27 protein-coding genes are annotated in these 26281 nt (G+C 61.7%); 18 read left to right on the top strand and 9 right to left on the bottom strand.

Annotation, left to right across the window (positions count from 1 at the left end):
• Positions 1–15 precede the first annotated feature (15 nt).
• The 5 genes from VJR29_09015 (at position 16) to VJR29_08995 (ending at position 2186) form a co-directional block, all read left to right on the top strand.
• Positions 16–222 carry a hypothetical protein gene (locus tag VJR29_09015; protein HKY63546.1) on the top strand — a complete coding sequence of 69 codons (207 nt, stop codon included), beginning with the start codon at positions 16–18 and terminating at the stop codon, positions 220–222.
• 91 nt (positions 223–313) lie between these two features.
• Positions 314–940, top strand: a complete 627-nt coding sequence (locus VJR29_09010) for a Fe-Mn family superoxide dismutase (protein ID HKY63545.1) — start codon at positions 314–316, stop codon at positions 938–940.
• A 15-nt stretch (positions 941–955) separates the two neighbouring features.
• A complete protein-coding gene (locus tag VJR29_09005) occupies positions 956–1126 on the top strand; it encodes a hypothetical protein (protein ID HKY63544.1) in 171 nt (56 codons plus the stop codon).
• A 10-nt stretch (positions 1127–1136) separates the two neighbouring features.
• Positions 1137–1613: a hypothetical protein gene (locus tag VJR29_09000; protein ID HKY63543.1), complete on the top strand. Its 477-nt coding sequence runs from the start codon at positions 1137–1139 to the stop codon at positions 1611–1613.
• A gap of 180 nt (positions 1614–1793) precedes the next feature.
• Positions 1794–2186, top strand: a complete 393-nt coding sequence (locus VJR29_08995) for a CBS domain-containing protein (GenBank protein HKY63542.1) — start codon at positions 1794–1796, stop codon at positions 2184–2186.
• Here the strand turns inward: VJR29_08995 and VJR29_08990 are convergent.
• A complete protein-coding gene (locus VJR29_08990; GenBank protein ID HKY63541.1) occupies positions 2180–2944 on the bottom strand; it encodes an enhanced serine sensitivity protein SseB C-terminal domain-containing protein in 765 nt (254 codons plus the stop codon). The two genes, VJR29_08995 and VJR29_08990, sit on opposite strands and share 7 nt — an antisense overlap.
• Positions 2945–2975: 31 nt before the next feature.
• Positions 2976–3965, bottom strand: a complete 990-nt coding sequence (locus VJR29_08985) for an alpha/beta fold hydrolase (GenBank protein ID HKY63540.1) — start codon at positions 3963–3965, stop codon at positions 2976–2978.
• Between the two features lie 64 nt (positions 3966–4029).
• Here VJR29_08985 and VJR29_08980 point away from each other — a divergent pair, with 64 nt between their 5' ends.
• The 3 genes from VJR29_08980 to sigJ all read left to right on the top strand — a co-directional run bounded on the left by VJR29_08980 (position 4030) and on the right by sigJ (position 5954).
• Positions 4030–4446 carry a hypothetical protein gene (locus VJR29_08980; GenBank protein HKY63539.1) on the top strand — a complete coding sequence of 139 codons (417 nt, stop codon included), beginning with the start codon at positions 4030–4032 and terminating at the stop codon, positions 4444–4446.
• A 63-nt stretch (positions 4447–4509) separates the two neighbouring features.
• The gene (locus tag VJR29_08975; GenBank protein HKY63538.1) at positions 4510–5034 is read left to right on the top strand and encodes a hypothetical protein; all 525 of its coding nucleotides are present in this window, start codon (positions 4510–4512) and stop codon (positions 5032–5034) included.
• Between the two features lie 2 nt (positions 5035–5036).
• Complete coding sequence (gene sigJ, locus VJR29_08970; protein HKY63537.1) at positions 5037–5954, top strand: RNA polymerase sigma factor SigJ; 918 nt, start codon at positions 5037–5039, stop codon at positions 5952–5954.
• Here the strand turns inward: sigJ and VJR29_08965 are convergent.
• Complete coding sequence (locus VJR29_08965; GenBank protein HKY63536.1) at positions 5881–7398, bottom strand: hypothetical protein; 1518 nt, start codon at positions 7396–7398, stop codon at positions 5881–5883. The two genes, sigJ and VJR29_08965, sit on opposite strands and share 74 nt — an antisense overlap.
• 98 nt (positions 7399–7496) lie before the next feature.
• Here VJR29_08965 and VJR29_08960 point away from each other — a divergent pair, with 98 nt between their 5' ends.
• The gene (locus tag VJR29_08960) at positions 7497–8396 is read left to right on the top strand and encodes an NmrA family NAD(P)-binding protein (protein ID HKY63535.1); all 900 of its coding nucleotides are present in this window, start codon (positions 7497–7499) and stop codon (positions 8394–8396) included.
• On the opposite strand, the gene VJR29_08955 is transcribed toward VJR29_08960, so the two are convergent.
• Entirely contained in the window at positions 8393–8854 is a 462-nt protein-coding gene (locus VJR29_08955) for a DUF3592 domain-containing protein (protein ID HKY63534.1), read from the bottom strand. The two genes, VJR29_08960 and VJR29_08955, sit on opposite strands and share 4 nt — an antisense overlap.
• A gap of 81 nt (positions 8855–8935) precedes the next feature.
• Between VJR29_08955 and VJR29_08950 the strand changes: the two genes are divergently transcribed.
• Complete coding sequence (locus VJR29_08950; GenBank protein ID HKY63533.1) at positions 8936–10282, top strand: hypothetical protein; 1347 nt, start codon at positions 8936–8938, stop codon at positions 10280–10282.
• Between the two features lie 4 nt (positions 10283–10286).
• Here the strand turns inward: VJR29_08950 and VJR29_08945 are convergent, their stop codons facing one another.
• A complete protein-coding gene (locus tag VJR29_08945; protein HKY63532.1) occupies positions 10287–11897 on the bottom strand; it encodes a hypothetical protein in 1611 nt (536 codons plus the stop codon).
• Positions 11898–11963: 66 nt separating this feature from the next.
• Here VJR29_08945 and VJR29_08940 point away from each other — a divergent pair, with 66 nt between their 5' ends.
• The 4 genes from VJR29_08940 (at position 11964) to VJR29_08925 (ending at position 15934) form a co-directional block, all read left to right on the top strand.
• Entirely contained in the window at positions 11964–12827 is an 864-nt protein-coding gene (locus VJR29_08940) for an amidohydrolase family protein (GenBank protein HKY63531.1), read from the top strand.
• Between the two features lie 111 nt (positions 12828–12938).
• Positions 12939–15146 (top strand): MFS transporter, encoded by a 2208-nt coding sequence (locus VJR29_08935; GenBank protein HKY63530.1) that lies wholly within the window; start codon positions 12939–12941, stop codon positions 15144–15146.
• Positions 15147–15340: 194 nt separating this feature from the next.
• Positions 15341–15574 carry a hypothetical protein gene (locus tag VJR29_08930; GenBank protein ID HKY63529.1) on the top strand — a complete coding sequence of 78 codons (234 nt, stop codon included), beginning with the start codon at positions 15341–15343 and terminating at the stop codon, positions 15572–15574.
• 24 nt (positions 15575–15598) lie between these two features.
• Positions 15599–15934 carry a DUF1566 domain-containing protein gene (locus VJR29_08925; protein ID HKY63528.1) on the top strand — a complete coding sequence of 112 codons (336 nt, stop codon included), beginning with the start codon at positions 15599–15601 and terminating at the stop codon, positions 15932–15934.
• Between the two features lie 6 nt (positions 15935–15940).
• Here VJR29_08925 and VJR29_08920 read toward each other — a convergent pair whose 3' ends face one another.
• Positions 15941–16627 carry a penicillin-insensitive murein endopeptidase gene (locus VJR29_08920; protein HKY63527.1) on the bottom strand — a complete coding sequence of 229 codons (687 nt, stop codon included), beginning with the start codon at positions 16625–16627 and terminating at the stop codon, positions 15941–15943.
• Positions 16628–16696: 69 nt separating this feature from the next.
• Positions 16697–17713, bottom strand: coding sequence for a methyltransferase (locus tag VJR29_08915; protein ID HKY63526.1), 1017 nt, complete (start codon positions 17711–17713; stop codon positions 16697–16699).
• Between the two features lie 123 nt (positions 17714–17836).
• Between VJR29_08915 and VJR29_08910 the strand changes: the two genes are divergently transcribed.
• The 3 genes from VJR29_08910 to VJR29_08900 all read left to right on the top strand — a co-directional run bounded on the left by VJR29_08910 (position 17837) and on the right by VJR29_08900 (position 24865).
• A complete protein-coding gene (locus VJR29_08910) occupies positions 17837–19459 on the top strand; it encodes a choice-of-anchor Q domain-containing protein (protein HKY63525.1) in 1623 nt (540 codons plus the stop codon).
• Positions 19460–19619: 160 nt separating this feature from the next.
• Positions 19620–23351 carry a transketolase C-terminal domain-containing protein gene (locus VJR29_08905; protein ID HKY63524.1) on the top strand — a complete coding sequence of 1244 codons (3732 nt, stop codon included), beginning with the start codon at positions 19620–19622 and terminating at the stop codon, positions 23349–23351.
• Between the two features lie 128 nt (positions 23352–23479).
• Entirely contained in the window at positions 23480–24865 is a 1386-nt protein-coding gene (locus VJR29_08900) for a hypothetical protein (protein HKY63523.1), read from the top strand.
• Positions 24866–24871: 6 nt separating this feature from the next.
• Here the strand turns inward: VJR29_08900 and VJR29_08895 are convergent, their stop codons facing one another.
• On the bottom strand, positions 24872–25495 hold the full coding sequence (locus VJR29_08895; protein ID HKY63522.1) for an inorganic pyrophosphatase: 624 nt from the start codon (positions 25493–25495) through the stop codon (positions 24872–24874).
• Positions 25496–25497: 2 nt separating this feature from the next.
• A complete protein-coding gene (locus VJR29_08890; GenBank protein HKY63521.1) occupies positions 25498–25857 on the bottom strand; it encodes a hotdog fold domain-containing protein in 360 nt (119 codons plus the stop codon).
• A 12-nt stretch (positions 25858–25869) separates the two neighbouring features.
• Here VJR29_08890 and VJR29_08885 point away from each other — a divergent pair.
• The coding region (locus tag VJR29_08885; GenBank protein HKY63520.1) for a hypothetical protein at positions 25870–26281 on the top strand (412 nt) is incomplete at its 3' end.

Raw genomic sequence — 26281 nt, 5'->3', positions numbered from 1 at the left:
TAAAAGGAGCCGGAAATGGCCAAAAAAGAAAAAAAGGCAAGAAAAGCCGGCAAACACCCCGGGGCCATCACTCGCCCGGAACAGGGCCAGAGCGGTCGGCCGACGACCGAACGCCGCCAGAACGAAGTTCCACCTCGCCATGAGGAAGAGCAGCAGCAAATCGGCGAGCGATTCCCACGCGACACTTATGAGGGCGGCCGGGAAAAAATGAAGGAATTTTAGCTTCCCAATACCCCTCCCCGAACGCGGGGCGCCCGCTTCCTGGGTCGCTCCGGAGAGGCGCCCCGCGTTCTTCCCGAGGGAAGGAATTTTTATGGAAGTTCCCATCTATAAAGCACGGCAGTTTCCCTTGAGCGGGCTGAGCGGCATCTCCGATAAAACCTTGGAAACCCACTTCAAGCTTTACGAGGGCTACGTCAAGGAAACCAACGCCCTCCACGAAAAGATCGCCGAGGTCCTGAAGGACGGACGGGTCGATCAAGAAGAGATGCCGGCCTATTCCGAGCTGAAGCGGCGTCTCGGCTTCGAATACAACGGCATGGTCCTTCACGAGCTTTACTTCGAAAATTTAAAAAAGAACGCCGGCGGCGATCCGGCCAAGGACTCGAACTTCCGCCAATTCGCCGCCAAGAGCTTCAAGGATTACGAAACCTGGAAGGCCGACTTCATCGGCGTCGGCAAGATGCGGGGCGTCGGCTGGGCGATCTGCTACCAAGATCCGGCCAACGGCCAGCTTTCCAACCACTGGATCAGCCTGCACGAGATCGGCAACGTCGCCGCCTTCAAGCCCATCCTGGTCATGGACGTCTGGGAGCACGCCTTCCTATTGGATTACAAACCCGCGGACCGACCCAAGTACATCGAGGCCTTTTTCGCCAACATCGACTGGGAAACGGTTCAAAGGCGCCTGCTGCGAGCCTCGGCTCGGGCCGCCGCCTAAGACAAGGAGGAGAAGATGCCTGGAAGAAAGCATCTCCGCGGCGCCGGAAAAAAAGAGCAGCGCCAATACGAACACATTTTGGAAGGAGCCCGGAAGGAAGGCCGTTACGGCAAGCGGGCCAAGGAAGTCGCGGCCCGCACGGTCATGAAGCAGCATGGTCAAAAAGGCCATCGCAAGGGCGAGTAAGGAGGGTCCTATGGATACCCGATCAATCCGTTCGTTTCTATTCGCCGGCCTGTTGAGCGCCCCGTTCCTCTTCACCGGAGGCTACGGCCTCGCTCAATACGGCGGCACTCAACCGACCACCACCGCGCCGGCGCCGGCTCCGGCCCCCGGAGCGAGCCAAGTCAAGGACACTCAGGGTGGCGGGCTGGTCACCTTCGACGCCAAGCTGGTGGATCCGGCGGTGAAGGCCAAGACGAAGAGCGCGACCGTGGACACCAAGGTCGCCGGCACTCACATGGTCGATCCCGACTCGACCAACGGAAAGCCGGCGCCCGGACAAAACCACCTTCATTATCAGCTCGACAACGGCCCGATCATTGCGACCACCGCCACCAAGCTCAGCTTTCACAACCTGAGTCCCGGGCCTCACACGATCAAGGTGACGCTGGCCGAGAACGACCACACCCCGGTGGGACGCGAAAATGTTTTGACGGTGACGATCCCCTAGATGGGTTACATCTTGGCGTGGCTGCGATTAGTGAAAAAATGCCGTGGCGGCAATTTTAGGGGTTCATTTCTAGGATCGGACGTTTACAATTCCAAAGTCCGAGGTTGAACAATCCAAAACCGGCGATGCCGCACTCCACGAGGGGGTACGCACGCGCCCGAGAGAACCGGGAGGTGCCCGATGAACACCAAGCGTTGCAAAGACTTGATGACACGGGACGTCAAATTCTGCCTGCCCGAGGATACCGCCTACCATGCGGCCCGGATGATGGAGGTCGACCAAATCGGCGTCTTGCCGGTGGTCGAGGACCTCGAATCGCAAAAGCTCACCGGCATTCTCACCGACCGCGATTTGGCGATGCGGGTGACCGCCTCCGGCAGCGATCCCCGGAAGGTGCGGGTCCACGACATCATGAGCGGGACACCGATCAGCTGCCGGGTCGAAGACGAAGTCTCCCGCGCCGCTCAGGCGATGGCCGAGTTCAATATTCGGCGGATTCCGGTGGTCGATTCGACTTCGCGCTTGATGGGGATTTTGTCGCGCACCGACGTCGAGGCCGGCGTCGCTCAATGAAAATGGGGCCGGACGTAAAAAGGCGGAGTGGCCTTGGCTATCTCCATATCCAGCTCCTCGCCCTTCTTTAAAACGATATCGAGCCGGACCTGGCTGCCCATGGCGCCTTGAACCGCCGTTCCGATCTCCTTGGCCACATCCTCGAATTGATTCTTGCGGCTGGCCATGTCGACCACCAGCAGCCAGCCCATCGGCTCCCGCCCATATTGGAATTTGACCAAGTAAGCGGCTTTGATCTCCGGCTTCTTGCCGAAATAAGCGAAGAGCTTGGACTGGAGCAGGTGAGGGATCCGCTTGGGCACCTGGAATTTGAATTCGGTCCCGGCCGGCAGGACCTCCTTCTTGGCCCGCTCGTCGGTCCAGGTCTTGAGCCAGGCGATTTCGTCGGGAACGAACTCCTTGGCCAGCTCCTGACCGGGATTCAACGCCAAATAGATGTCGGGGTGGAGGCCGGCCAAAAAGCTGTGGGCCTCGATCTGCATGTAGCGGACCTCTTCCTGGGCCCATTGAACCATCTTTTGCAGGCTGTCGAAGACCGGGATGTAGTGAATTTCGCCACTGGGGATCACGATCGGCTTGAGCGGAGTTTTTCCGTCGGCCTCGACCGGGACGTTCATCGGAACATGGGTCGGAACCTCATAGATCGGAACAACCAGCACCGTGCCGAGGAAGGCGGCGTAGAACTGATCGACCAAGGACTGATTTTCGGGATCCTGTTGAGCGGCGAGCAAGGCTTGGTCCAAGGGCGTCAGGGTCATTCGAGTTCTTCAGCATTGCCCTGCCTCGATGTCAAGGCGGTAAAAATCTTCGCCGGATCTGTTCATAGACTTTGGGATGGCGAGCCAGCGCTCCATGGGAAACCCCCTTGACCACCGCCAAGGCCTCAGGCTCAAAGGGAATGCTCTTGCTCCGACGCAGGCTCCGGCCGGCGGCGCTGCCGGCGCCGACCAAGCCGTCGCCGAAATAACGAACCAGAAAATTCTCGGTCTCCTTGGCCAGGCTGCCGGCGATGAGATAGTGCTCGGTGCCTTCGAGCAGCGGCACCGGGTGGCGATTGTCCATCCAAAGCGCGTCGGGATTTTGATCCTTCCAATCCTCATCGACTAAATAGCCGAAACGCAGGTCCTTGATCCCGGAGCTGCGCCGGTTGCCCAAGTTGGCCAGACCCCAAGTCACCGGGTTGGGAATCATCCGCAAGATGACGCTGGTCAAATTGCCCAAGCGCTCCAAATCTGTGCCGAGATGGGGAACTCCCAGCAGGAAGATCTTCTTCACCCGCCGGGCCCAATTGGCGCCGGCCTCTTGGCCGTAATGGCAGGCGCTTCGCACCACCAATCCGCCCATGCTGTGACCGATGAAGGCCAGCTCTTGGATGGCGCCGGGCTGGCTTTCACCGAGCTCGGTGAGCAGCTTGGCCAAGGCCCGGCCATTGCTCGAGATGTGGAGACCGGTATTGTAGCGCAGGTAAAGCGGCGTGTAGCCGAATTCGCTTTGCAGGAGCGAGCCGTAGCTCAGGGCCGGATCCTCGGCGAAGCGCCAGGTCTCCTCGGAATCGCAGAGGCCGTGGACCAGGACGCAGAGCTTTCCGCCGCCGGGCTCGCCGATCAGGCTCATCGGAATGGCCAGGCGGCTCTTCCGCTCGGCCAAGGCGTCGCCGACGAGGCCGTTCAAGACCGAGCGGTAGCGCGGGTTCAGCTCGGCCAGCGATTGCACGCTCTCCCAAGACTTGCCGGCCCGGCCTTGAAAGGCCTGGAGAAAGTTTTTGAACACCTCGGCCATAGCACTAGAAGAAGGATAAAGAAGGGCTTTGTCAACGATCTCGGAGCGATGTTAATGTCGACTGATGAAACGCTTCCTCTTTTTGGCCTTTCTTCTGCTGACTTCAGCCGCTCAAGCCGGCGAAAGCCTGAAGCCTCCCTGGAGCCTGGCTTACAGCGACGGCAGCGCCAACCGCTACCGCTTCGGCCAAGACACCAAGGGCGGCGAGACCCAATTCGAGTACTTGCCGATCCGGCCCGAGGAAAGCTCGACCGGAACCTATAGCGGTGGCGAAGCCCGGCAAGGCCGCTTGGACGCGAAGCAGACCGCCCAGCTTCAACAATGGCTGGGCAAGCTGGAGAAAAACAAAGCGCTGCACACCGCGGATCGAGCCAAGGGCACCGGCGCCTTCACCCTGAACAGCGGCGACGAAACCCGGAGCTTCATCATCCAGGACAGCCCCGAGCTCCGCGATTTCAACGAGTTTTTGAAAAAATTATAGGCTTCGTCCCATTTCCGGCTCCTGAACCGTCTTAAGGATGGAACCCCAAGCAAGGAGCCACAAATGCTTAAGAAAATCCTGCATTATTTCGTCGCCAAAATGGAGCGGAAGTACGGCTACGACGCCGGCTATCTCCATGAAATCATCGACAGCTCGCCGGGCCTGGCCCGGGAATTCAGCCACCTGCCCAAGCTCTCCCAATATCGACGGAAAGCGCCGGTCCGTCTCCATGCCCTGGCCGGCCTCGCCGCCGCCAAGACCGAGGACTGCGGCCCCTGCCTCCAGCTCGGCATCGACATGAGCCGGGAAGCCGGCGTCGATGTCGAAACGTTGAAGCGGGTGGTCCGCCAGCCCGAGCAGCTCAGCGGCGACGACAAGCTGGTCTTCGACTATGCGACCGCCGTCGCCACCAACGCTCCCGAGGCCGACGAGCTTCGCCGGCGGGTCGAGAGCCAATACGGACGGGACGTCTTGATCGAATTGGCCATGGCCATCGCCGCGACCCGGGTGTACCCTGCCCTGAAGCGCGGGATGGGCCACGCCAAATCCTGCCAGATCATGCAATTCGATTTCAAAAAGGCCTCCTAGCGATGGAAGCAGCGGCGGTCGAAATCTTCAACCGGCATCGGGGACAGCTCATGGCCTTGGGCTATCGGATGATGGGCTCCTTGAGCGAAGCCGAGGACTTGGTCCAGGAAACCTATTTGCGCTGGCAGGAAGCCGCGCCCCAAGCGATCGAAAACCCCAAGAGCTGGCTGACCAAGGTTTGCAGCCGGCTCTGCATCGATCAATTGCGCAAAGCTTACCGGCAACGCGAGGAATATGCCGGCCCCTGGCTGCCCGAGCCCCTGCCCAACGCCTTTCGGCCCTGGCCGGAGCCGGAGTCGCCGGCCGAGACCTCGGAGAGCCTGAGCATCGCGTTCCTCCTGATCCTGGAAAAGCTTTCGCCGATGGAGCGGGCGGTCTTCCTGCTGCACGACGTCTTTAATTACACTTTCAAGGAAGTCGCCGCCTTCGTCGAGGGCAGCGAGGAGCAATGCCGCAAGCTGGGCCAGCGGGCCCGGGAGGCGATTCAACGGGAACGGCCGCGCTTCGACCAACCCGATCCCGAATCTTTCAAGGTCTTGGAGCGCTTCTTCAGCGCCGCCCGCAACGGCGAGGAGGCGGTGGTCCAGGAGCTGCTCGCCGCCGATTCCGAATTTTGGTCCGACGGCGGCGGCAAAGTTCCGGCGGCGATGAAGATCCTCGACGATCCGGCGACGATCGCCAAATTTCTGCTCGGTCTGGGCCGGCTGGCCAAGCAGCAGCACCTCGACTTCAAATCCGATTTTACGATGGTCAACGACCGTCCCGGAATGCTCCTGGCCCGGCGTCAAGCCGACGGCCATTACGAGCTGGAGACGGTCTTCGCCTTCGAATTCCGCGGCGGAAAGATCAGCCGAATTTACGCGATGCGGAATCCGGACAAGCTCCAAGCCTGGCGAGGCTCAGGACCAGAGCCAGAATAAAAAGCGAGGCCGGGCCCGCCGGTATCATCCCATGGCCCAGTTGGCAGCCGCCGCCGCTAATATCGCCCTCGGTTTCGTCCTGGCAGCCCCCGCTGCAACCGTCGCCGTCGTCGCTGTTGCCGTCATCGCACTCCTCACCCGCGTCGAGATTGCCGTCGCCGCAAGAAGTGGATCCGAGGTCATCGCCCAGAAATCGGAAAACCGTGAAATCGCTTCCCGAGTCGTCCGCCACCTCCGCCGCATAGACGAACTTGCCGTCGGCTTGGAAGGCGGCCTGATTGGTGAAGGAATTGTTCACCGGAAGCTCGGAGAAAACGACCTTGCCGAAGGAGCCGAAGCTCTCGTCGACCCGGCCGTCGGGATGGAGACGGGCCAGGAGCAAGGCGGCGCCTTCCTGGTCGACACCGAAGACGAGAATTTTCCCGTCGGATTGGGCAAGCAATTCGGTGGCGAACTCCTCATCGAAGCCGAAGGGCACGGTCACCACTCCGTTTTCGTCGAAGCCGGCGTCGGGGCTGCCGTCCTCGTTCAAGCGGGCGACGAAGAGCCGGCGGCTGCCGGCGGCTCCGATCCCCCCGGCGACCAGGAAACGGCCGTCTTCCAAAGGCAGGGCCGCGGTGCCGACGGCCCCGCCGGCGTTGCCGAAATTAGTGAGAAGAATGCCGTCGCCGTCGAGCGAGCCGTCGAGGCCGCCGGCGGGAGTGTAGCGCACCGCCGCCAAGAGAATCTCTTGGGCCACGAAATTATTGGTGTAGCCGACCGATAGGATCCGGCCGTCGGGCAGAACCTCGAGATCCTCGGGAAACTCGACGAAATCGTCGAGCGAATCCTGACGAAAGCCGCCGGGGCCGAAATCGAGATCGAGCTCGCCGCCGGGCAGGAAACGGAAAAGCGTGAAGCCGCCGGTGTCGCCGCCGAAGGTTCCGGCCACCAGGATCTTGCCGTCGGCCTGGAGCGCCATGGCTTGGACCACGCCCGCTCCCGCGACCCCGCCGTCGTCGGCGACGCCGCCGCTGCCGAAATCGGGATCCAAATCGCCGTCGGGCAGCAGCCGGAGCAAAATCCCGTCGCTGCCCGAAGTTCCGGCGATCACGATCTTGCCGTCGGCCTGCAGGGCCATGACTCCGACCGGCCCGCTCGAGGTCACCGAGCTGAGGAAGGTGCCGCCTTCGCCGAAGCCGCTGTCGACCGATCCGTCGGGCCGGAGGCGGACCACGGCGAAGCGAGCCTCGGGCGCCGGAAAGCCGGCCACGCCGGCGACGAGGATCTTGCCGTCGGATTGGACCGCGATCCCGCCGGGGATATCTTGGGCAGCGGAAAGCGAAAGCGCCGCGACCCCGTTGAAATCGAAGCTGGGATCCAGCTCGCCGGGAGCCGCCAGGACGATATTTTGAAAAAGGGTGAGGGCTGCAAAAAGCGAAAGGGCAAGACGGAAGGTCGTCATCGATTCTCCGATACGAAAGCGAGCCCACCTCGATATTCCTCATATTTGAAACGTCGTCAAACCCTTTACAAGGGTTTAGAATCGCCAAAGGAGGCCGTATGAAAAAGCGAGTTTATGCGATCATGGGTGCCTCGGGTCACATCGGAAGCGCGGCAACACGGCGTCTTTTGGAAAATGGCCAGGCGGTCCGGGCAATCGGCCGCTCGCCCGAAAAGCTGAAGGAATTGCAGGCCCGAGGCGCCGAGCTTTACACCGCGAGCTTCGACGACAGCGAGGCCTTGGCCCAGGCCTTCACCGGCTGCGACGGCATCTTCACGATGATTCCACCCGACATGCTGCAGGCCGATTACCGGGCCTTTCAAAATCAAGTCGGCGAGGCGATAGCGCGGGCGATCGGAGAGTCCGGAATCCGGCAGGTGGTGAATTTGAGCAGCGTCGGCGGCCACTTGCCGGCCGGCACCGGCGTTGTCTTGGGGCTTCATTTCCAAGAAGTGCGGCTCAATGCCCTGTCCGGTGTCAACGTGGTCCATCTTCGGCCGGCCACTTTCATGGAAAACCTGCTCTGGCAGGTCGATCTGCTGAGGTCCCAAGGCATCTTTGGCGAGCCCTACAAACCGGATTTGAAAATCGCGATGATCGCAACCCAAGATATCGGCCAACGAGTAGCCGATCTCCTGTTAAGCCTCGATTTCAATGGAAGCTCCACCCAGGAGCTACTCGGACAGCGCGACCTGACCATGCCCGAGGTCGCATCGATCGTCGGCCAGGCCATCGACAAGCCCGATCTGACTTACGTTCGATTCACTTATGAAGACTACGGCGCAGCGATGGCCCAAATGGGAATCCCTCAAAAGTCGATCGAGCTCTTGAACGAGCTTTACCGCGGCATCAACGAGGGTATCCTCGAGCCGGCAGAGCCGCGTTCCAAACGCAATACCACTCCGACGACGATCGAGGAGTTCGTCCAGACCGTCTTCTTGCCGGCTTATCGGGCCTAAACCCGATCCAAAAGCGTGACCACGATATAGAGGGCCGCGGTCAACGCGATGAAGGTCCCGATGAGGGTGGCCGCAATCGCCGGGCCGGCCGACAAGGCCAAGAGGCAGGAGTCCTGGGGATCGACCGGGTTGTAAAGGACCGGAAGCTGGTCAGGCAAGGTGGCCAAGAATTTTTCGCGGTTCTTCCGAGTGCTGGAGATCCAGCCCACCCGGTAAATCTTGTCATTGATGTACTCGCGGCCCTCGACTTGATAGGCGTATTTCACGAGAGCTTCATATTGATAGGCCGGCGGCCCGAGCCGGCCGGCGCGGCCACCGGGCGATCGGTCCACCTTGCGCTCCAAAATCTTTCCGGGGGCGTTGGACCAGCTCCGCAAGGTTCGGCGTTGCTTCAAGATGAAACGACCGTAAAGGATGGCGAAGATCCCAAAGGCAAAATAAAGCAGGGCGATCCACATCGCCGCCATCCTAGCGCATCGCGAATTTACTGGCACCTAATATGGTGCCGAGTATCATGAAGTCGAAGGGGGGGGTTCACGATGATTCGTCGTCCGCCGAAGCTTGCTCAAGTCTGGCCGCTTCTCTTGACCGCCTTCGCCATCAGTATCGGCTGCGTTCCGCGCGGTGGCCCGAAAGTCCCGGGCAAAGTCATCACCGATTTGGACAAGCTTCCCGATTCCGATTTCGAAAGCCCCGAAAAAAGCGACGCCGAGGAGCAGGAGAACGAATCCGACCAGGAAGACATCGATTCCGATGTCGGCGCCATTCCCCAAAGCACCCAGCTGAAAGACGGCGATCCTCTCGAATACATCCCCAACCAGTCGATCGAGCTGGAGGAAGGCCGAATCCGGGCGGCCACCTGGAACCTTCACCTGCTCACCCGCCGAACCGCCAATCGCCTCGTCACCGGCCAAGTCGGCGGCCTGGCCTTGAACCGGATCGCCACTCTGCTCAAAATCGTGAACGAGGCGAAAATCACCATTATCGCCCTGCAAGAAGTCTATATCATCACCAAGTACAAGAAGACCCAGCTGACGGCGACCCCGGCGCCCACTCCCGCCGCCACCCCGACCGCCACGCCCCAGCCTTTCAAGATCAAGACCGTCGCCGAAGGCGGCCAAACCGAAAACGACCATCCGCTATTTTCGGGCAACTTCGGCGACTACAAGGTGATCCGGGGCAAGCCGACCAAGAAGATCAAGCAGAGCTGGACCACGCCGGACGGCCGCTTCCGCATCAGCGTCGAAATGCTCGAATATCTTCCCATCCTGTTCAACAGCAAGCGCTTGAGCTGCGACGGCTCCAAGACCGAGACCGTCGCCAATGATCGCGGCCTCCACCGGATTAACTGCAAGGTGCTGACCGGCGGCAACAACGCCTTCGACTTCACCTTCGCCTCGACTCATTTTTCCTCGAATGGAGCCGACATCGACGAGGAGATCGACGGTTTGATCGCGTTCCTGCCCGGCGGAGCCAATAGCGGCGGCATCGATCCCGATTTTCTGATCGGCGGCGATTTCAATTCCACGCCCCAGGGCTACAAGAAGACCAAATGGAAATTGCTGGTCGACAACCACAAATTAGTGGTGAACGACGACACCAAGGTCCAGGGCGGCTTCTCCAAATATCACTTGAAGGTCCTCCAGGCCGGCCCGCCCAAGGTGGTCGGCTTCTTCCTGGTCAAGGACGCCGATAAGCGGATTTTGGACGATATCCTGATCTTCTTGCTGACTTTCCAAGAAGATTACGTGAAGGGGTCGAAGCGGGTCCTGCCGATCTTCGGCCGCTTCTTCACCCCCAACCAGGCGGGCTTGGCCGGCTATTTGATCATGTCGGATCACCTGCCGGTGATCGCCGACTTCTTCACCAACCGCGACACGCTCTGAAGCATTATCGGGATTTGATTCCCAAGCGGCGGGCGGTTTTGCGGAAGCGCCGCGGCAGCTGATTTAAGCGCTCCCGGCCCAAGTCGGCCGGGCCGGCCGCACGCCGCCGGGCGGCCGGCAAGGGATCTTCGCGGAGCCGGGGGCTCTTCGCCAGCACGATCCCGAAGCTCTCCCAATAACCCCGGTCGCTCTTCAATTGACCGGCGAAGAGCTCCCGGCTGAGCCGGCCCATCTTGTTCAATTGGCGGCTGAACTCCAAAACATTGAGTCGGGCCTTCTCGAGGTTGGACTTGGACTTGGGCGCTTTGGCGAGCAGCTTCAGCTCCCGGCCGAGGTCTCCGATGACGCTCTTGGTTTCCTTCACGCTGCCCTCGATTTCGGCCATCCGCTTCAAGTCGATCGGCAGCACCGGCGTGGTGTAAAAATTAGTTTCGAGGAATTTGAACTCCTTCTGGATCTTCTTGAAGAGATCCTCGAGGTCCTCGCCGGGCTTGCCGGCGCCGGCGCGCTCCAGGATCTTCTTGATCTTCTCGATCAAGTCCTTGAGGGCCTTGCGGCGCTTTTCCATATCGTCCTCGTAGAGTCCCTTGACGGCGGCGATGGAGCGGAGAATCAGGTAAAGCTCGCGAGCCTTGGCGATGGCATCCTGCAGGGCCTTCACCAAGTCGGCCAAGGCCTTCTCGATCTGCTCCTTCACCATCTTCTCGAACTGAAGCATCGTCTGGATCAGCTCCCTGAAGTTGGCGAAGATCTCCTCAATCCCCGGAAATCCGGCGAACAGGTCATCGATGAACTTATTGAGGCCGAGCTTCTCCAAGGCCTGGTTGATCAAGCCGTCCAGCTGTTCGAGCAAGGACTCGATGCTTTCGACAAAGCCCTTCAAGAAATCGGGCAGGCTGTCCTTGAAATTTTTGATCAGGGTCTCGAGATATTCGAGGATCGGATCGAAGAACTCGATCACCGGATCGAAGATCTTCAGGAAATCCAACTGACCCGAAAGCAGGCGGGTCAGCCCTTCGATGACGTCGTTGTGCAGCCGCAGGAAATCGATGATCGCCTGCAGCGGCTTGAGCTTGTCGTTGAGCGCCTTGTCGACGTCTTCCAGGATCTTGACGTATTCGGCCAGCTTGTCTTGCAATTCCTTGGGCAGGATTTCCTCCAAGACCGGCTGCTGCTCCTCCAGCGGAATCGCGATTTCGATCACCAGGTCCAGGACGTCGTCGACGAAGCTCAAATTGGGATCGGGCAGGTTGATCAGGAGGTCCAAGGCGTCGAGGGCTCGGTCGATTTTGTTGACGACCGGGCGGATATCCTTGACGGCGTCGTTGATCTTTTTGACCAAGCGCTCGACCGCCGGAATGATCTTGCGGATGACGCTGATGACGGCGCCGGCGTAAGGCACCCCCTGGGCCTTTTGCAGCAGCTTGCTCAATCGCGGAATCAGTTTTTCCAGCGCGGTCAGGGCTAGTTGGTACTTAAGAAGGAGCTCCTTGAGGGCTTGGTAGGCCAGCTTGACCCGGCGGGCCTGCCGCTTGAGCTCGCGGACCGTGTCTTCGATCCGTTTCTTGGTGGCGTCGACCTTGATGGCAGCGGAAACGATTTTTTCGAAAATCATAGCCCCTCCGCCGAAAAAAGTTGGAAAATTGTCCCCCAAAGCCGAATTAGGCTCAAGGAATTCCTCGTGCTCATCGATTTCCACACCCACTTCTTCCCCAACCGGCTGATGGACGCGCTCTGGCGTTGGTTCGAAGCCCACGCCTGGCCGATCGAGTACAAGCAATACGCCGACCAGGCCGTCGCCACCCTCCGGGCCCAGGGGGTGAGCCGGGCGGTTTCGCTGCACTATCCCCACCAGGCCGGGATGGCCGAATCGCTCAACGAGTGGGCCCGGCGGCTGGCCGAAAAATATCCCGGCTTCATCGAGCCTTTCGGCAGCGTTCATCCCGACGATGCGGGCAAGGAAGCCATCCTCCGCCGCTGCTTCGAGGACTACGGCTTCAAGGGACTCAAGATCCATTGCCACGTCCAGAAAACGGCGCCCGAGGACCCGCGGATGGAACCGGTCTACGAGCTCTGCCAAGCGTTGGACCGGATCGTCCTGATCCATTGCGGCAACGGGCCCCATTTCAAGGAGAAGCCGACTCAGGGCTATGGCTATGACGTCACCGCAATCAGCGGCGCCGCCCGCTTCGAGAAAGTGATCCGGAAATACCCGCGGCTCCGCTTCGTCGTGCCCCACTTGGGCTTCGAGGAGATGGACCGCTTCGTCGCGATGCTGAAGGACTATCCCAACCTCCACCTCGACACCACGATGGCGATCGGCGGCTTCTTCCCGGCCCCGGTCCGGCCGGAGTGGTTTTTCGAGAATCCGGACCGGATCCTCTTCGGGACCGATTTCCCCAACATCCCCTACCCGTGGAATCGCGAGAAATTGGCCTTGGAGGCGATGGGACTGGGGCCGGAGCTGGAGAAGAAAATCTTCCACGACAACGCCGCCCGCCTCTTGGCGCTCGGCCCCGGCGAATTCGCTGACCGATCGGCCTGATTTGGCGATTCTGGGCCGATGAAAAGCCGATACGGCCATCTCGGCGGCTATCGCCACGAGCTTCTCGCCTCCAAGGTGGAGTTTCTCCCTTAGCCGGCTTAGTATCGGTCCGTGCTCCGGCAAATCCTATTCAAGAGCCAAGATCCCAAAACCTGGGCGTTCGCGATTCTCAATTTACTGTTGGGGCTGGGCTACGCCTGGGGCGTCTTTTCCTCCAACGCGATGCTCATTTCCCGGACCGGCACCGGATCGCTGTTCTACATTTATCTCGGCAGCTCGCTGACCGCCCTCCTCCTCGCCGGCCTCCTCTATCGGATGATCGACCGCTTCCCGCGGCGGCGGATTTTCTTCCTCGGCTTCCAAAGCCTCGGGGCCTGCACCGTCCTGATCTGGCTGGCGGCGCTGACCGAGCCCGAAGGGACGGCGTTTTATTTCGGCATCCGCATCTTCTTCTACGCCATGTTCATCCTGGTCACCCTGCTCTATTGGCTGGTGGCCAGCGATTACTTCACCAATTACGAAGCCAAGGTTCGCTACCCCTACTTCATCGCCTTCGGCGTCCTCGGCGAAATCCTGGGCAGCTTCACGGTGAACCGCTTCGCCGCCCAAATTCACACGATCAATTTCCTCCTGCTCTGGGGCCTGGTCTTGATCGGAGCCCCCTTCCTCCTGCTCGTCATCCGAAGGCTGAACCCCGAAGCTCCGGCTCCGGCCGAGCAGGCCGCGGCGCCGGCCGCCAAGACCGCGCCGAAATCGCTGGCCACCTTGGTCGGCCTCTTGATCGCCTTTTGGATCTCCCACGTCTACGTGGCCTACGGCCTCGACTACTTCTACAACACCTCGGCTTTGGCAGCCTTCGGCGGCGAGGACCAGCTCGCCTCCTTCTTCGGCAAGGTCGCCATCTTCTCCTTGGGGCTGGTCTTCTTTTATCAAGTCTTCCTGGCCGGTCCGCTGGCCCGGCGCTTCGGGCTGGAGCAAATGCTCTGGGCCCTGTCGGCGCTCTACGCCCTCGGCCTCGGCCTCATCCATTTCTTTCCCTCGCTGATCACGATCGCCATCGCCGAATGCCTGGTCTTCTTCTTCGTGGACTTGACCGCTCAATCCCTGCTCCAGCCGGTGAACAAGCTCTTTCCCGACCACGCCCGGGGAAAAATCATGGTGGCGATGGAAGCCGTCGCCTTCCCGGCCGGAACCATCCTGCTCCTCCTGGTAGCCTCGCTCATCCTGGCCTACGGCCGGCCCCGGACCATCAGCCTCACCCTCTTCGCTTGGTCGCTGGCCTTCTTCGTCTTTTGCCACTTCTTCGCCAAAGCCTATTTGCGCTACCTCGAGGAAGCGCTGGCCTCCGCCGACTCCCAGCTGACCCTCAACGCGATCCATGCCCTGGGCGAGCCCAACAAGCGGCGGGCGGCGCCGGCGCTGGAGCGGCTGCTCGATTCAAGCTCGGATCTCCCGATCCGGCGGGCGGCGGTCCTGAGCTTGGGGCGAATGCGCAGCCGCGCTTCCTTCGCCAGGATCATCGAGTGCTTCTCGGTGCCCAACGAGTCGCTGCAGCTCGCGGTGGTCGAGTCGATCAGCCATTTCGAGAGCGAGGAAGGCGTGGCCGCGATGTACCACCTGATCCGCTCCAACGAAAACGTGTCCTTCCAAGTGCGGATGAACGCGACCCTGCTCCTGACCAAATTGCTGGGCGAAAAAATGCGGCCGCTCTTGCTGGCCGAGCTGGGCGAGGACAACGACCGGCTCAAGGCCAATGCGATCGAATCGCTGGCCCTGCTCAAGGACCCCGAGACGATTCCGGCGCTGACGCCTTATCTCCATCACGACAATCGCCGGGTCCGGGCCAACGCGGCGGTGGCGCTCTATCCCTTCCGCTCTTCGCGGGCGCCGGCGCTCGAAACCATCGAAGCGCTGTTTCGCTCGGCTTCGACGATGGAAACCTTCGCCGGCATCTACGCCATCGGCGAGCTCCAACTCGGTCAATTCCGGGCCGAGCTGAAGTCGCTGGCCAAGGATCCCGACAAGCGCCGCCGCCAGCATGCCACCTTGGCCTTGGCCAAGATGTGCGATCTCGAGGCCTGCGCCAAGGTCGGCGATCTCTTGCTCGACCCCGAAGAGAGCTTCGTGCTGGAGACCGCCCGCAACCTCAGCCGCTTCAAGCCCGAGGCCCGGACCCTGGTGTTCGAGAGCATCTCCCGCCTTCCGGCCGAGGCCCAAGCCAAGATCCTCGCCGCCCTCGAACAAACCCCCATCGATTTCTCACGGGAGCAGGAATTGCTGACGATGGCCAAATGGATGTCGCCTTATTTACCGACCTAAATGCGTCTAAAATGACTAATATCGAAATTAAAAAATTGCTTTATATTGGAGGAAATCTAACGTTTAATACTAGCTGGTCGGGCGCTTTTCTAGCCGCTATCTTCTAACAGCTTAATAATATTATGAAATATTGAAAGACCCGGCTGGCACCCCCCTTGCTATTGAGGAAGACAGGATTGAGGCAAGGGGCAAAAATGAATCTGCAAAACGTTATCTCCGGACAAAGCAATTCAACGAAGCAGGCGCGGGACCTTTTCTTCCGCGAGTTCGACGGTGCCATGAAGTTGGCCAACCGCCGCGAGGACGGCCCCCAGTTCCAGCAGCACGTGAGCCGGATGGAAGAGTTCGGCCAGGCCGCCGGCATCGCCGCCAACGAGATCGCCTACCGCCGCAGCACCCTGCTCTACAGCCTCTCTCAAGGTCGCTAAGCTTTCCTTCCCTCGGTTGACAGAATCGAGTGGAGCGCTCGACTGCGGCGGCGACGATGCCTGCAATGCTACGGCCAGTCGATCAACGGCCGGCCGGGCTGGCGCCTGCCGACGGTCGAGGAAATGCTGAACCTGCTCGACTACAAGGTCTTCGGACCCGACGACAGCCGATTGCCGCTGGGCCATCCCTTCCAGAATGTGCTGACCGGCGTCGTCAACTATTATTGGACCTCGTCCGTCGATCCCGGCGACCCAACGAAGGCTTATGGAGTGACGGTCAATGCCAATGTCAGCGCTCCGGCTTCCTTCGCCAAGAGCGACAATCGGGGAATTTGGTGCGTCCGCGGCGGAAGCCAGTGAGCCTTCTCAAGAGCAGGGAACCTTAAAATCGACGTGATAATGCTCGTCATGGCGCCAGCGGGCCGGCCGGCGCAGAAAGCGGACGTGCTTGGCCAAGTAAGGGCCGTGCCGGGTCTCGAAGAGCCGCTCGGTCAATGCGGGATCGAAGATCACCAGCCGGATGCCGATGCCCTCGCGCCGGGCGGCACGGTGCAGCTCGAAGAGATGCTCGGCCAAGGCTTCGAAATCGATCCGGTAGCCCGGCACTCGACCCTCGGCGTCGAATTCCAAATCGTAACCGAAGCGATTCCAGACCCGGCCCGGGAAGTCCACCGGCTTCCCCCGCTCATTCCTCACCGGCACCATGAAGTCGACGGATAAGCCGTTCTGATGCGTGACATGGGGCCAAAATTCGCCGCCGGCCTCCAAGCCGGTCTCCCCATAAATATAATTGAAGTTGGAATCGGGCCTTTCCAGCCGAGCATAGGCCGTCAGGATGACGCGATGGACTCGGCTGTGGACATAGCTTCGGCCCAGGGCCCAGCCCAAGACCGAATAGGCTTGGAAATTGGGACCGAAGAGGGGCAGGCGCCAAGCGCCCTCGATCCGCCCCTGGGCCGGTTTCCCGAAACAGCGGCTTTCGGGCGGCTCGGCGGCGAAGACCGGCGACCCCAGCCCAAGCAGCGAACAAGCCGCGACAAAAAAAGCTTTCATCGGAGGCTAGACTGGCCCCTCGCGATGAAGCCGCGATGAAGGCTCGATGAATTGTCGATGAAAAGGAATCTACTTGAGGGCGACGACCATCGCGTCGGGACCGCCCAAGGCCTCGACGTAGGCGTCCTTGAAACCGGCTTCCTTCATCCACCCGATGCAGTCGGCTCCGCTGAAATCGAAGCCGCCCGGGGTTTCGATCAGCATGTTGAGGCTCATCATGAGGCCGAAGGCATTCTTGCTCCGATCGTCGTCGATCAAGGCCTCGTGGACGATGAGGGCGCCGCCGGCCGGCAGGGCCTCGAAGGCCTTGCCGAGCAGCATCTTCTTTTGCCCGAGGTCCCAATCGTGAAGGATATGGCCCATGATCAGGACCTCGGCTTGAGGCAGCCGATCCTTCATGAAATCGCCGGCGATGAAGCGCAGGCGCTCGGCCAGCCCGTGGGCCGCCGCGTATTCCTCGAAGATCGGGCCGACCTGGGGAAGGTCGAAGCCGCCGCCCGACAGATGAGGGTGAGCCAAGGCCACTTCGACCGGCACGCCGCCCTGGGCCGCGCCAACGTCGATAAAGGAGCGATAGCGATCCCAGGGAAATTTGGCGGCAATGGCCCGACCGCTCATCCGGCTGAGGCCGGTCATGCCCTGGAGGAAGCTCTTCAAGCGCTGGGGATCGGCATAGAGCGCCCCGAAGAGATCGCCTCCGCCGGTACTTTTGACTTCGTTCTGGGGCTGGCCGCTGCGCAAGGCCTCGGAGAGCGAATCCCAAAACTTATAAAGGCGGGCGTTGGCCATCTCCAAAATCCCGCCGATGTAGCCGGGCTGAGCCTTGTCGAGGAAAGCCGCGGTCTCGGGTGAATTGCGATAATGCCCGTCCTCGCGCTCGAGGAAGCCCAAGGCGACCAAGGCATCGAGAAAATCGCGGGTGCCGCGCGGGTGGAGCCGCAGCTTCTCCCGGATCGCTTCGGCCGAGAGCGGTCCGGCCGCCAGCAGCGTGAAGAGATTCATTTCGATGGCGCTGAGCAGGGTTTTGGATTTCCAAAACCCGAGGCCCACGTCCATGATCTTGCCGGGATTGAGAGGTTCGCCCATCGCACACTCCTGATTAAAGCGGCATTGTCGGTCAAAGCCCGGGACTTGGCCATAATTTTCATTGCAGAACCGCGGTCTTAGCCCTAAAGTCGGCCCGTTCGGGATAAGGGCCACGGAGGTACTATGCGTTTTCCAAGGAACACTTGGCTGTTTCTATTGGCTCTGCCGGCTTTTCTCGCCATCCACCCCAATTCGGCCCCCGCCGCCACTTTTTGCGTCAACGAGCAAGCCGACGACGGCACCGGCAGCGCGGCCGATTGCAGCGACGGAGCCTGCAGCGGCTCGGCCGGAACCTGCTCGCTGCGCGACGCGATCAAGGCCGCCGACCTCAACGACGACGCCGACACGATCACCTTTTCCGCCTCGCTCAGCTCGCCGCTGACGATCATCGCCGGCGACTCCTTCGGCCTCCCGACGATCTTCTCGCCGGTCTCCATCGTCGGGCCCGGCGCCGAGGCTTTGACGATCAGCATCGACGGCGGCAGCAACACGATCTTTTGGTTCGATGCCGAGGAGCAGCCCCGGAGCTATTCGGTTTCGGGCTTGACCTTGACCCAAACCGGCAACACCGGATTTTTCGCCGATAAAATCATCCAGCACCGCGGCACCTTGACCGTCTCCGACACCGTCATCACCGGCCGGGGCCGCGGCATCAGCGGCTTCGCCGAGGAGCTGACGATCAATAACAGCACGATCTCGGGCAATGTCACCGCGCCGGGCGACGACGTGGTCGGCGCCGGCCTCAATTTCGGTGGCGGTGTCGACAACGGCATCCTGACGATCAACAACAGCACCTTTTCCAACAACCAGAAGCTCAACACCGCCGGCGACGCCGACGAAGGCGGTGGCGGCATCGGGATCTTCGACGGGTCGAGCCTCTTCGACGGCACCGATTTCACGGTGACGCTGACCAACGTCACGATCAGCGGCAACCAGACCAACGAGAACGGCGGCGGCATTTGGATCTCCGACGATTGCGCCGAATGCAGCCAATCGGCGGTCATCCACGCCACCCTCACCAACGTCACTCTGGCCGACAACGACGCCGACCTGAACGGCAACGGCGGCGAGGGCGGCGGCATCTTCGTCTCCTTGAGCAATCCCGGCGCCTCGGTGACGCTCAACAACACCCTCATCGCCAATAATGCCAGTGGCGCCGGCGCCGCCGACTGCTCGGTCAGCGGAATCAGCCTGGCTTCCAACGGCTTCAACCTGGTGACCGACGACACCGATTGCACCGGGCTCTCCGGCTCCGACATCACCGGCCAGGATCCGCTGCTGGCGGCCCTGGCCTTGAACGCTCCCGGCAGCACCGAGACCCACGCGCTCGACGCCAACAGCCCGGCGATCAACGCCGGCGACAATGCCGACTGCCCCGACACCGATCAGCGCGGCGTGGCTCGCCCTCAAGGCGATGCCTGCGACATCGGCGCTTATGAAGCGGTGATCTGCGGCGACGGCACGGTGGGCCCGGGCGAAGAGTGCGAGCCGAGCCAAGAGTGCTGCACCGACGAATGTCTCTTCGCCGATGCCGGGACCAGCTGCGACGACGGCGATCCCGACACCATCGACGATCAGTGCACCGGCGACGGCGCGGTCTGCGAGGGAATCCCCGAGGATCTCGAGGGCGACGGCGGCTGCTCGCTCAACCCGGGCTCGACCCGCGCGAATGCCGCCTCGACCTTGCTGCTGCTCACGGCCTTGGCCGGCTTGGGCTTCCGGCTCCGAAGAGCCAAGGGCCGCTAGGCACCCAGCCGGAGCTCGATAGATCGGGCAATTCATTGTGATCGTTCAGGAAATTCTGAACGCAGAATTTCGCCCTTTTGCTCGAAACTCTCTTGGCAAGAGCCCGAAAAGCCACTAATCGACCACATCGCTTACTCTTGAACTCTGCGAAGGGGCCCGCATGAGCCGTGAAGTTTTATCGCGCATTCCATCCTTTATATTGAGGCAGGCCGGCCCCGACCTGTCGCCGGAAGTTCAATCCCTTGCCAAAGAATCCGATCCGGAGCTTTTTTGGTCCGGCCTCATCCAGGTCGCCCAGCGCCATTCGGCCAAGGGCCGGGACCAAGAGGCCAGCGGGCTGCTCTCTTGGATCGTGGAACAGGGCGGGAGCGTCCCCGAAGAAAGCCGCCGCAAGGCCGGCCGCGAACTGGCCGCCCTGCTCGGTCAGGGAAGCTTTGGCCAGCATGCCGAGACGATCTTCCAGCGAGTTCGCCGTGAAGTCAGCGATCCCAAGCTGATCGCTCCGATGATCCTGGGCTCGACCGTTTTTCAACTGGCCCGCGGCGCGGCCCTGGGCCGAATGGCCGCCAGCGAGGCGAGCCTGCTGACCCGCGGCCTCGGCGCCCGACTCGGCGCCGGCTTGACCGGTTTCGCCGCCGAAGTCCCGGCCTTCGCGCTCTCCAGCCGCGGCCTCCACGCGATGGAAGGAATTCAACCGGCCCGCAGCTTGGGACAAGATTTGCTCTCGGCGACTCTCACCTTGGGAGCCTTGAAGACCTTCGGCGCCTTGGGCAGTCAAGCTTATGCCGCTACCGGCCTCGGCTTCGGCCGCCAGGCCTTCGCCCAAGCTTCGATGTTCACCGGCATGTTGGCGAGCCATCGCTTGGAAGCCGCGGCCGGCCTCCGCCCGGCCGACGAGCAGCGCCATGAAATCGCCGACATCTTGGCCACCATGCTGAGCCTCTCGGCCGGCATCCGGCTGGGCCGGGGCTTGCTGGGCGAGGGTTTCACCGCTTGGGAGCGGGAGATGACGGTCCGCACTCAAAACTCGGCTCCGACTCCCCGCCCGCTGGCCGGAATGGGCATGACGCCGGCTCTGGCCGCCGCCGGCGCCGTACCGGCGCCGCGCATTTCGCTGCTGGAACGCCTCGGCCGGGAACACAGCGTTCACATGGAATCCGACGGCGAGGGGAATCCCGAAGCCCGGCTGCCGATCCGCACTTTTCCTCAGACCGCTCCCCGGTCGGTGCCCAAGCTCCAGCCCCAGCTCGTCGAAGAGAATCCGGGTGAGGCCTGTCCGCTGCGCCAACCGGTCGGCGATTTCGCCCGAGCCCGGCGCCTGCTCACCGAGGAATCGGGTTTGGAAAGAAGCGACCGCGAGCTCTACGCTCGCTTCGTCCTCGACCGGGTGGCGGACCTGCCGATCGTCCTCCGTGAATTCGTGCCCCCGCCAAACATCGCCTCCTTGCCCGAAGCCTTGAATTGGTTTTGCGAGCGCTTCGGCGACGAGACTCCTGGACAGAGCTACAAATCCCTGCTCCAGGCCCACCGCCTCCTCCCGCCCGACGGCGAATTGGATCGCATGGTGGCTTACGATTTCCTCGTCCTCGCCCGCACCGCGAAATCCGACGCCGCCCATTATTTGGACCGGCTCCACCATTTGAACGGCGCCGCTTACCCGGCGCTCGACGCCCGAGCCGCCGGCCGCGATCCCACCCGGATGCGGCCGATCGAGCGGACGAGCCTCGACGACTGGGAGGTCATGCAGGACCAATTTCCCGAATTGACCTCCGAGGTCCTGCGCGCCGCCTACCGCCACATGGTCAAGGAACGGGTCTTCACCCAGAAGATCTACCAGCATTACCAGCGCGACGAGTTCGCCTTCGCCGTCACCGATGCCGGCCATGAAATTCAAGGCACCGCCGCGGCCTTCGCCTTCCACCATGAGGTCAATCCCCGGGCCTTCGCGATCAGCCCCCATTACCGTTCCGGCACTTTGGCCGGACTCTGGTCGGAGCTCCAGGGCTACGATCATTTCTTCCGCGATTATATCCGCCAGCAGCTGAGCCGCGGGACCGACACTTGGAGCCGGGGCCGCCAGACTGCCTCCCACTTCAACGATCTGGAGCGCAACATCTTGCCGGCCCACAGCGAGGTCGGCCGCAATCTCTCGGTGGCGGTGGGCTATGCCCGGGCCCTGCAGCAGGCCGGCCACCGCGACGCCGTGGTCTATGCCGAGTTGGGCGACGGCTCGATGGCTTTGAGCGATTTTCACGAAGCGATGACCGGCGCGGCGGTGATGGGCTTCAGCACCCGCAACTTGCCGGTGGTGATCGGCGTGCTCGACAACCAGATGGCGATCAGCGTCGAGCCGGCCTCGGGCCGGGCTTTGAGCGACCTTCAATCCTACGCCAAGGCCTTCGGCGCCAAGTTCTACACCTGCGACGGCAACGACTTCATCGACGTCTACCAAACCTATCGAGTCGCCGTTTCGGCCGCCAAGGAGAGGCAGATGCCGGTGCTGGTCTGGGTGCAAAACCTGCCCCGGCTCAACGCCCATAGCTCGGCCGCCAATTGGCCCTTCGACTTCAAGCAGCGCGACCCGCTGCTCGAGCTGAGCGAGTCCATGGTCAAGCAAGGCCTGCTGGGCGAGGACGAAGTCCTGCGGCGCCGGGAAGTTTCCGGCTCCCCCAGCTTTTTCAGCGGCCATCGCCTTGGCGAGATCGGCGAAGCGGCCAAGGCCGAGCTGGACCGCGTTTGGAGCGAAGTGGCCGCCGAGCCCGAGCCGACCCTGGTCGAAATGTCGAGCGATATCCGCCTACCCTATGCCCAGGCCCAGGAGCCGCCCTTGGTTGGCCGGCCCACCGCCGTCATCATCAACGGCGCCATTCGCGCCGCCCTCCGCGACGTGATCGAGAGCAACCCCCTGACTTGGGTGAACGGCCAGGACACCGGCATGAAGGGCGGCGTCATGCAAGCCACCGCCGGCCTTTGGGAGCTCTTCCCCGGCCGGGTCACCGATGCGCCGATCAACGAGCCGGCCATCGTCGGCATCGGCCTGGGCTTTGCGATGCACCCCGGGGCCGTCGCCTTCCCCGAGATTCAATTCGGCGATTACTCGACTTCGGCCCTCCATTGGATGATCAAAGCCGGCAACCTGCTCTGGACCTCGGGCGGCAGCCGCCAAGCGAACTGGAATCTTCGCCTGCCGGTCGAGCCCGGCATCGGCGGAGCGGTCTATCACTCGACGCCGCTCGAAGGCCTCTACGCCGCCATCCCCGGCCTGACTATCGTCGCGCCTTCGACCAGCCGCGACGCCTACGGTCTGATCCGCTCGGCCGCCGAATACGCCGGCCCGGTGATTTTCTTCGAGCCCAAGGCCCTCTATCGCCAAGCCATCGGCGACGCCTTCCCCAACGAGCCCAGCGACAAGGCCGAGCTCGCCGCCTACACCAAGGACATCAGCCTCCGCCGGGCCATTCCCGACCTGCCCAAGGATTTCCGGGTGCCGCTCGGCCAGGCCGCGGTCCGCCGCGAGGGCCGCGACTTGACGATCGTCACCTGGGGTTTGGCCCACGCCGAGGCTTTGAAGGTGCTGGACGAGATGGTGGCACGGGGCATCGACGTCGAGCTGATCGACCTGCGGACCATCGTCCCGCCGGACATGGCGACGGTCTTGAAGAGCGTGGAGAAAACCGGTCGTCTGCTGGTCGTGCATCAAGATCGGGTCTTCGCGAGCTTGGGTCGGGAAATCCAAGGCCAGGTCATCGAGGCGCTGCCTGAGCGCGGCGTGCGAAGCAAGGTCCTCGGCATGGAGCCGGTGCCGGGCATTCCCCAGCACCGCGGCATGGAGCACGAAGTCATGGTGACCGGAAAGAAGATCCTCGCCGAGGCCCTCCGAATAGTTCAGTAATTCAGCATTGCCATTCCCATTTTTTTTCGAGATCATTTCACCAGGGGATATAGGGGGGTTCGGCGGCTTGAATCACGATCGGCCACCTTTCCACCGTCATTATAATTCACTCGAATGGGGAGGCTCCTATGGGTCAAGGCACGAGTGTATTCTTCCGGGTTGTATTGACGATGATTCTAGCGCTGGGGCTTTCCTCCCAGGTTTATGGCAAGGCCAAGGCCGCCCCGCCCGATCAGAAGGGCCCCTATAATGTCGGCATTCGGACGATCGACAACGTGCCGATGAGCGGAGGCCGCTTGGCCCGAGTCCAACTCTTTTATCCGACTTCGGCTCCCGCCGACTGCGACACGAAGTACACCATTATAGGAGTCGGCGGAAGCTTCGAGCGGAGCTCGCCTTTATGCGCCGTCCAGAACGCCGCGCCGGCGGCCGGATTGTTCCCCTTGGTGGTGTATAACCACGGCGGAAACGCCGCCGGCGTCGACGCCCAGCGGATCGCCCAAATGCCCTTGCAAGAGCTGATGGCCAGCCACGGATTCATCGTCATCGTCCAGCGCCATTCGGCGAACAACGTCGCGCGGGTCGTGGACACTTCGCTGCTCCTCGATTTCGCCTTGTCGGCCGGCAATCCGGTGGCCGCCAGCATCGATTCCGAGCGGATCGGCCTCTCCGGCTTCTCGGCCGGCGGCCGCGCGGCCTTGGCCGCGACCTCGGGCTGGGCGGCCCAAGGCATCGCCGCCGATCCCCGCTTCAAAGCCATGGTCCTCTATGAACCGAGCCGCGACAATACCCTGGAAGAAATCGCCAGCCTCGCCATTCCCTACTTGATTATGGGCGGAACCCGGATGGTCTCCGGCATCGTGACCATGCCCGAGATTTTCGAAACGACGGTCAACGCGTCGCCGCGGATCTTGGTCCAAACACCCAACGCGCTGCACTTCAGCTACCAATCCGACCTTTGCTTGGCGATCGAGGAAACCCGGGAAGCCGCCCTGGCCCTGGATCCGAACCAAGTCGAACCCTTGGTCAATATGATCACGCCAACGACGCCGAACTGTCTCATCGATCCGACCACCGGCGCTTGCGTCCGGGCCTGCAACTCGGCGGCGATGAGCGCGCCGGCCATCCAGGCCTGCACCTATTGGAACCAAGGCGAGCTCTTCAGCGTTTTGGTGGCCCGAGCTTTCGGCGGCGGCCGCAACATTTGCGACAAGGTCGGAACCAGCCCCGATTCGAATCGCTCGCTCGACACCGATCCGGCCGACGGTTTGACCGATGAGTTCCTGGGCGGCGACCCGCTGATCGCCCTCTTCGAGGGGAACGACGTTTGGAATTCCGACGCCTCCCATGACGAGCCGCCTCCGAACTACGACACCATGCAGCCGGTGCTGGAAAACTACACGATCGGGTTTTTCAAGAAGTTCCTGGAAGGCGAAGGCAGCTACATGAAGTACCTGACGCCGGGCTACGCCCAGGTCCACGATCTTCCGGCGAACGTCGATATTCGAGAATAAGGCGAGCTAGATTCCCTTTTCGAATTTTTCGCGGTAATCGGCCATCGCCGCCCGGACGACCTTGAGGGCGTGGGAGCGCCCGTAGACCCGTTCGATGCGGGTCTTGGCCGGCTGGCCCGGAACCAGCTTGTAGGTCAGGAAATAATGCTGCAAGCGCTCGATCAGGACCGGCGGCAGATCGCGAATCTCCCGGGCCCGGCCCCAAAGGTAATCGCCTTCCAAAACCGCGACAATCTTGTCGTCGGCCTCGCCGTGATCCACCATCTGCAAGCCGCCGACGACCCGGGCCCGCAGCAGGATCTCGGCCCGGCTGATTTCGCGCTCGCTCAGCACGCAAATATCCAGCGGATCGCCGTCGCCCCGCTTCGACTTCGGCGCCAGCCTCCGGGTCCTTTCGCCGCAGTAAGTGCGGGGCACGAAACCGTAGAGCGTCGGCGGCTGGGAGCTGCTGCGCTGGGGCCGGTCGACGTGGAGATAGCCGGTGTTTTTGTCGACTTCGTATTTCACCAAGTCGAAGGGCGTGATCTCGATATAGGCGTTGAGGATGCCGGTGGCGGCGGAACCGGGTTCCAGGCCGTGCCAGGGATGAGGGCGAAAGAGGCTGATGGGATTGGAACGACGCTGAGACATGATTAGAGCTTGAAGAAGTCCTGCCAGTTTTCCGGGATTGAGGCGATACCGGTGATCTTTTGGAATTTATCGAGCGGAACCGGGATTACCTTGAAAGCCCCGTCGGCCAGCAGGACGCCGCTCTCGTCGCGGGCCTCGACGTGAACCGTCATGGCTTCTTTGGCGGAACCCTCGCTCTCGATCCATCCCAGCAGCTGGATGTCCCGCTCGGGAAAGGCCGGCTTGTGATAAGTCAAGGTGGCGGTGCGAAGCAGCCACAGCGCCTGGCTCCCCGGCCGCAGCATCTTCGGCACCCAGGCTCCCATGCAATCCAGAGCTGTATAGAGCAGTCCGCCGTGAGTGATCCCCGGAAATCCGGTCATGTGGGTCTTCGGATGCAGGACGCCACGCAGCCGTTCGGGATTTTCTTCATCGCGGAAAATCCGGATGTGCAAGCCATGGGGATTCTCATGGCCACAGCCGAAGCAGGTATTGTGAGCGAGGTGGGTTTGGTTGAGGATTTCGGCGCTCATGGGGAAAATTTTATCAAATGCAAATCCCTTCCCGAAAGAAATTTCTCGCCGTCCCTGGTCCTCGATGGGAGAATGGCGAACCGGGTGGAAATGGCGAGGGGAATGAAAGGGCGCCCACTACAAGTTGGCCTTTTCCTGGTATGCCTTATTGCCACCCAGGCGGAAGCCAAGGTCATCCGTCCCACCGTCGAAGCCAAAGTGACCCGTCGCACTTTTTTCCCCCGCTTCGCCAAAGACTTGAACCTGAATTTGGACAAGAACGACCAAATGAAAG

The sequence above is a fragment of the bacterium genome, from assembly GCA_035281585.1.
Taxonomy (GTDB): Bacteria; UBA10199; UBA10199; order DSSB01; family DSSB01; genus DATEDP01.
Note: the sequence above shows the minus strand (reverse complement) of the source record. Positions and strands in the feature narration are given on the sequence as shown.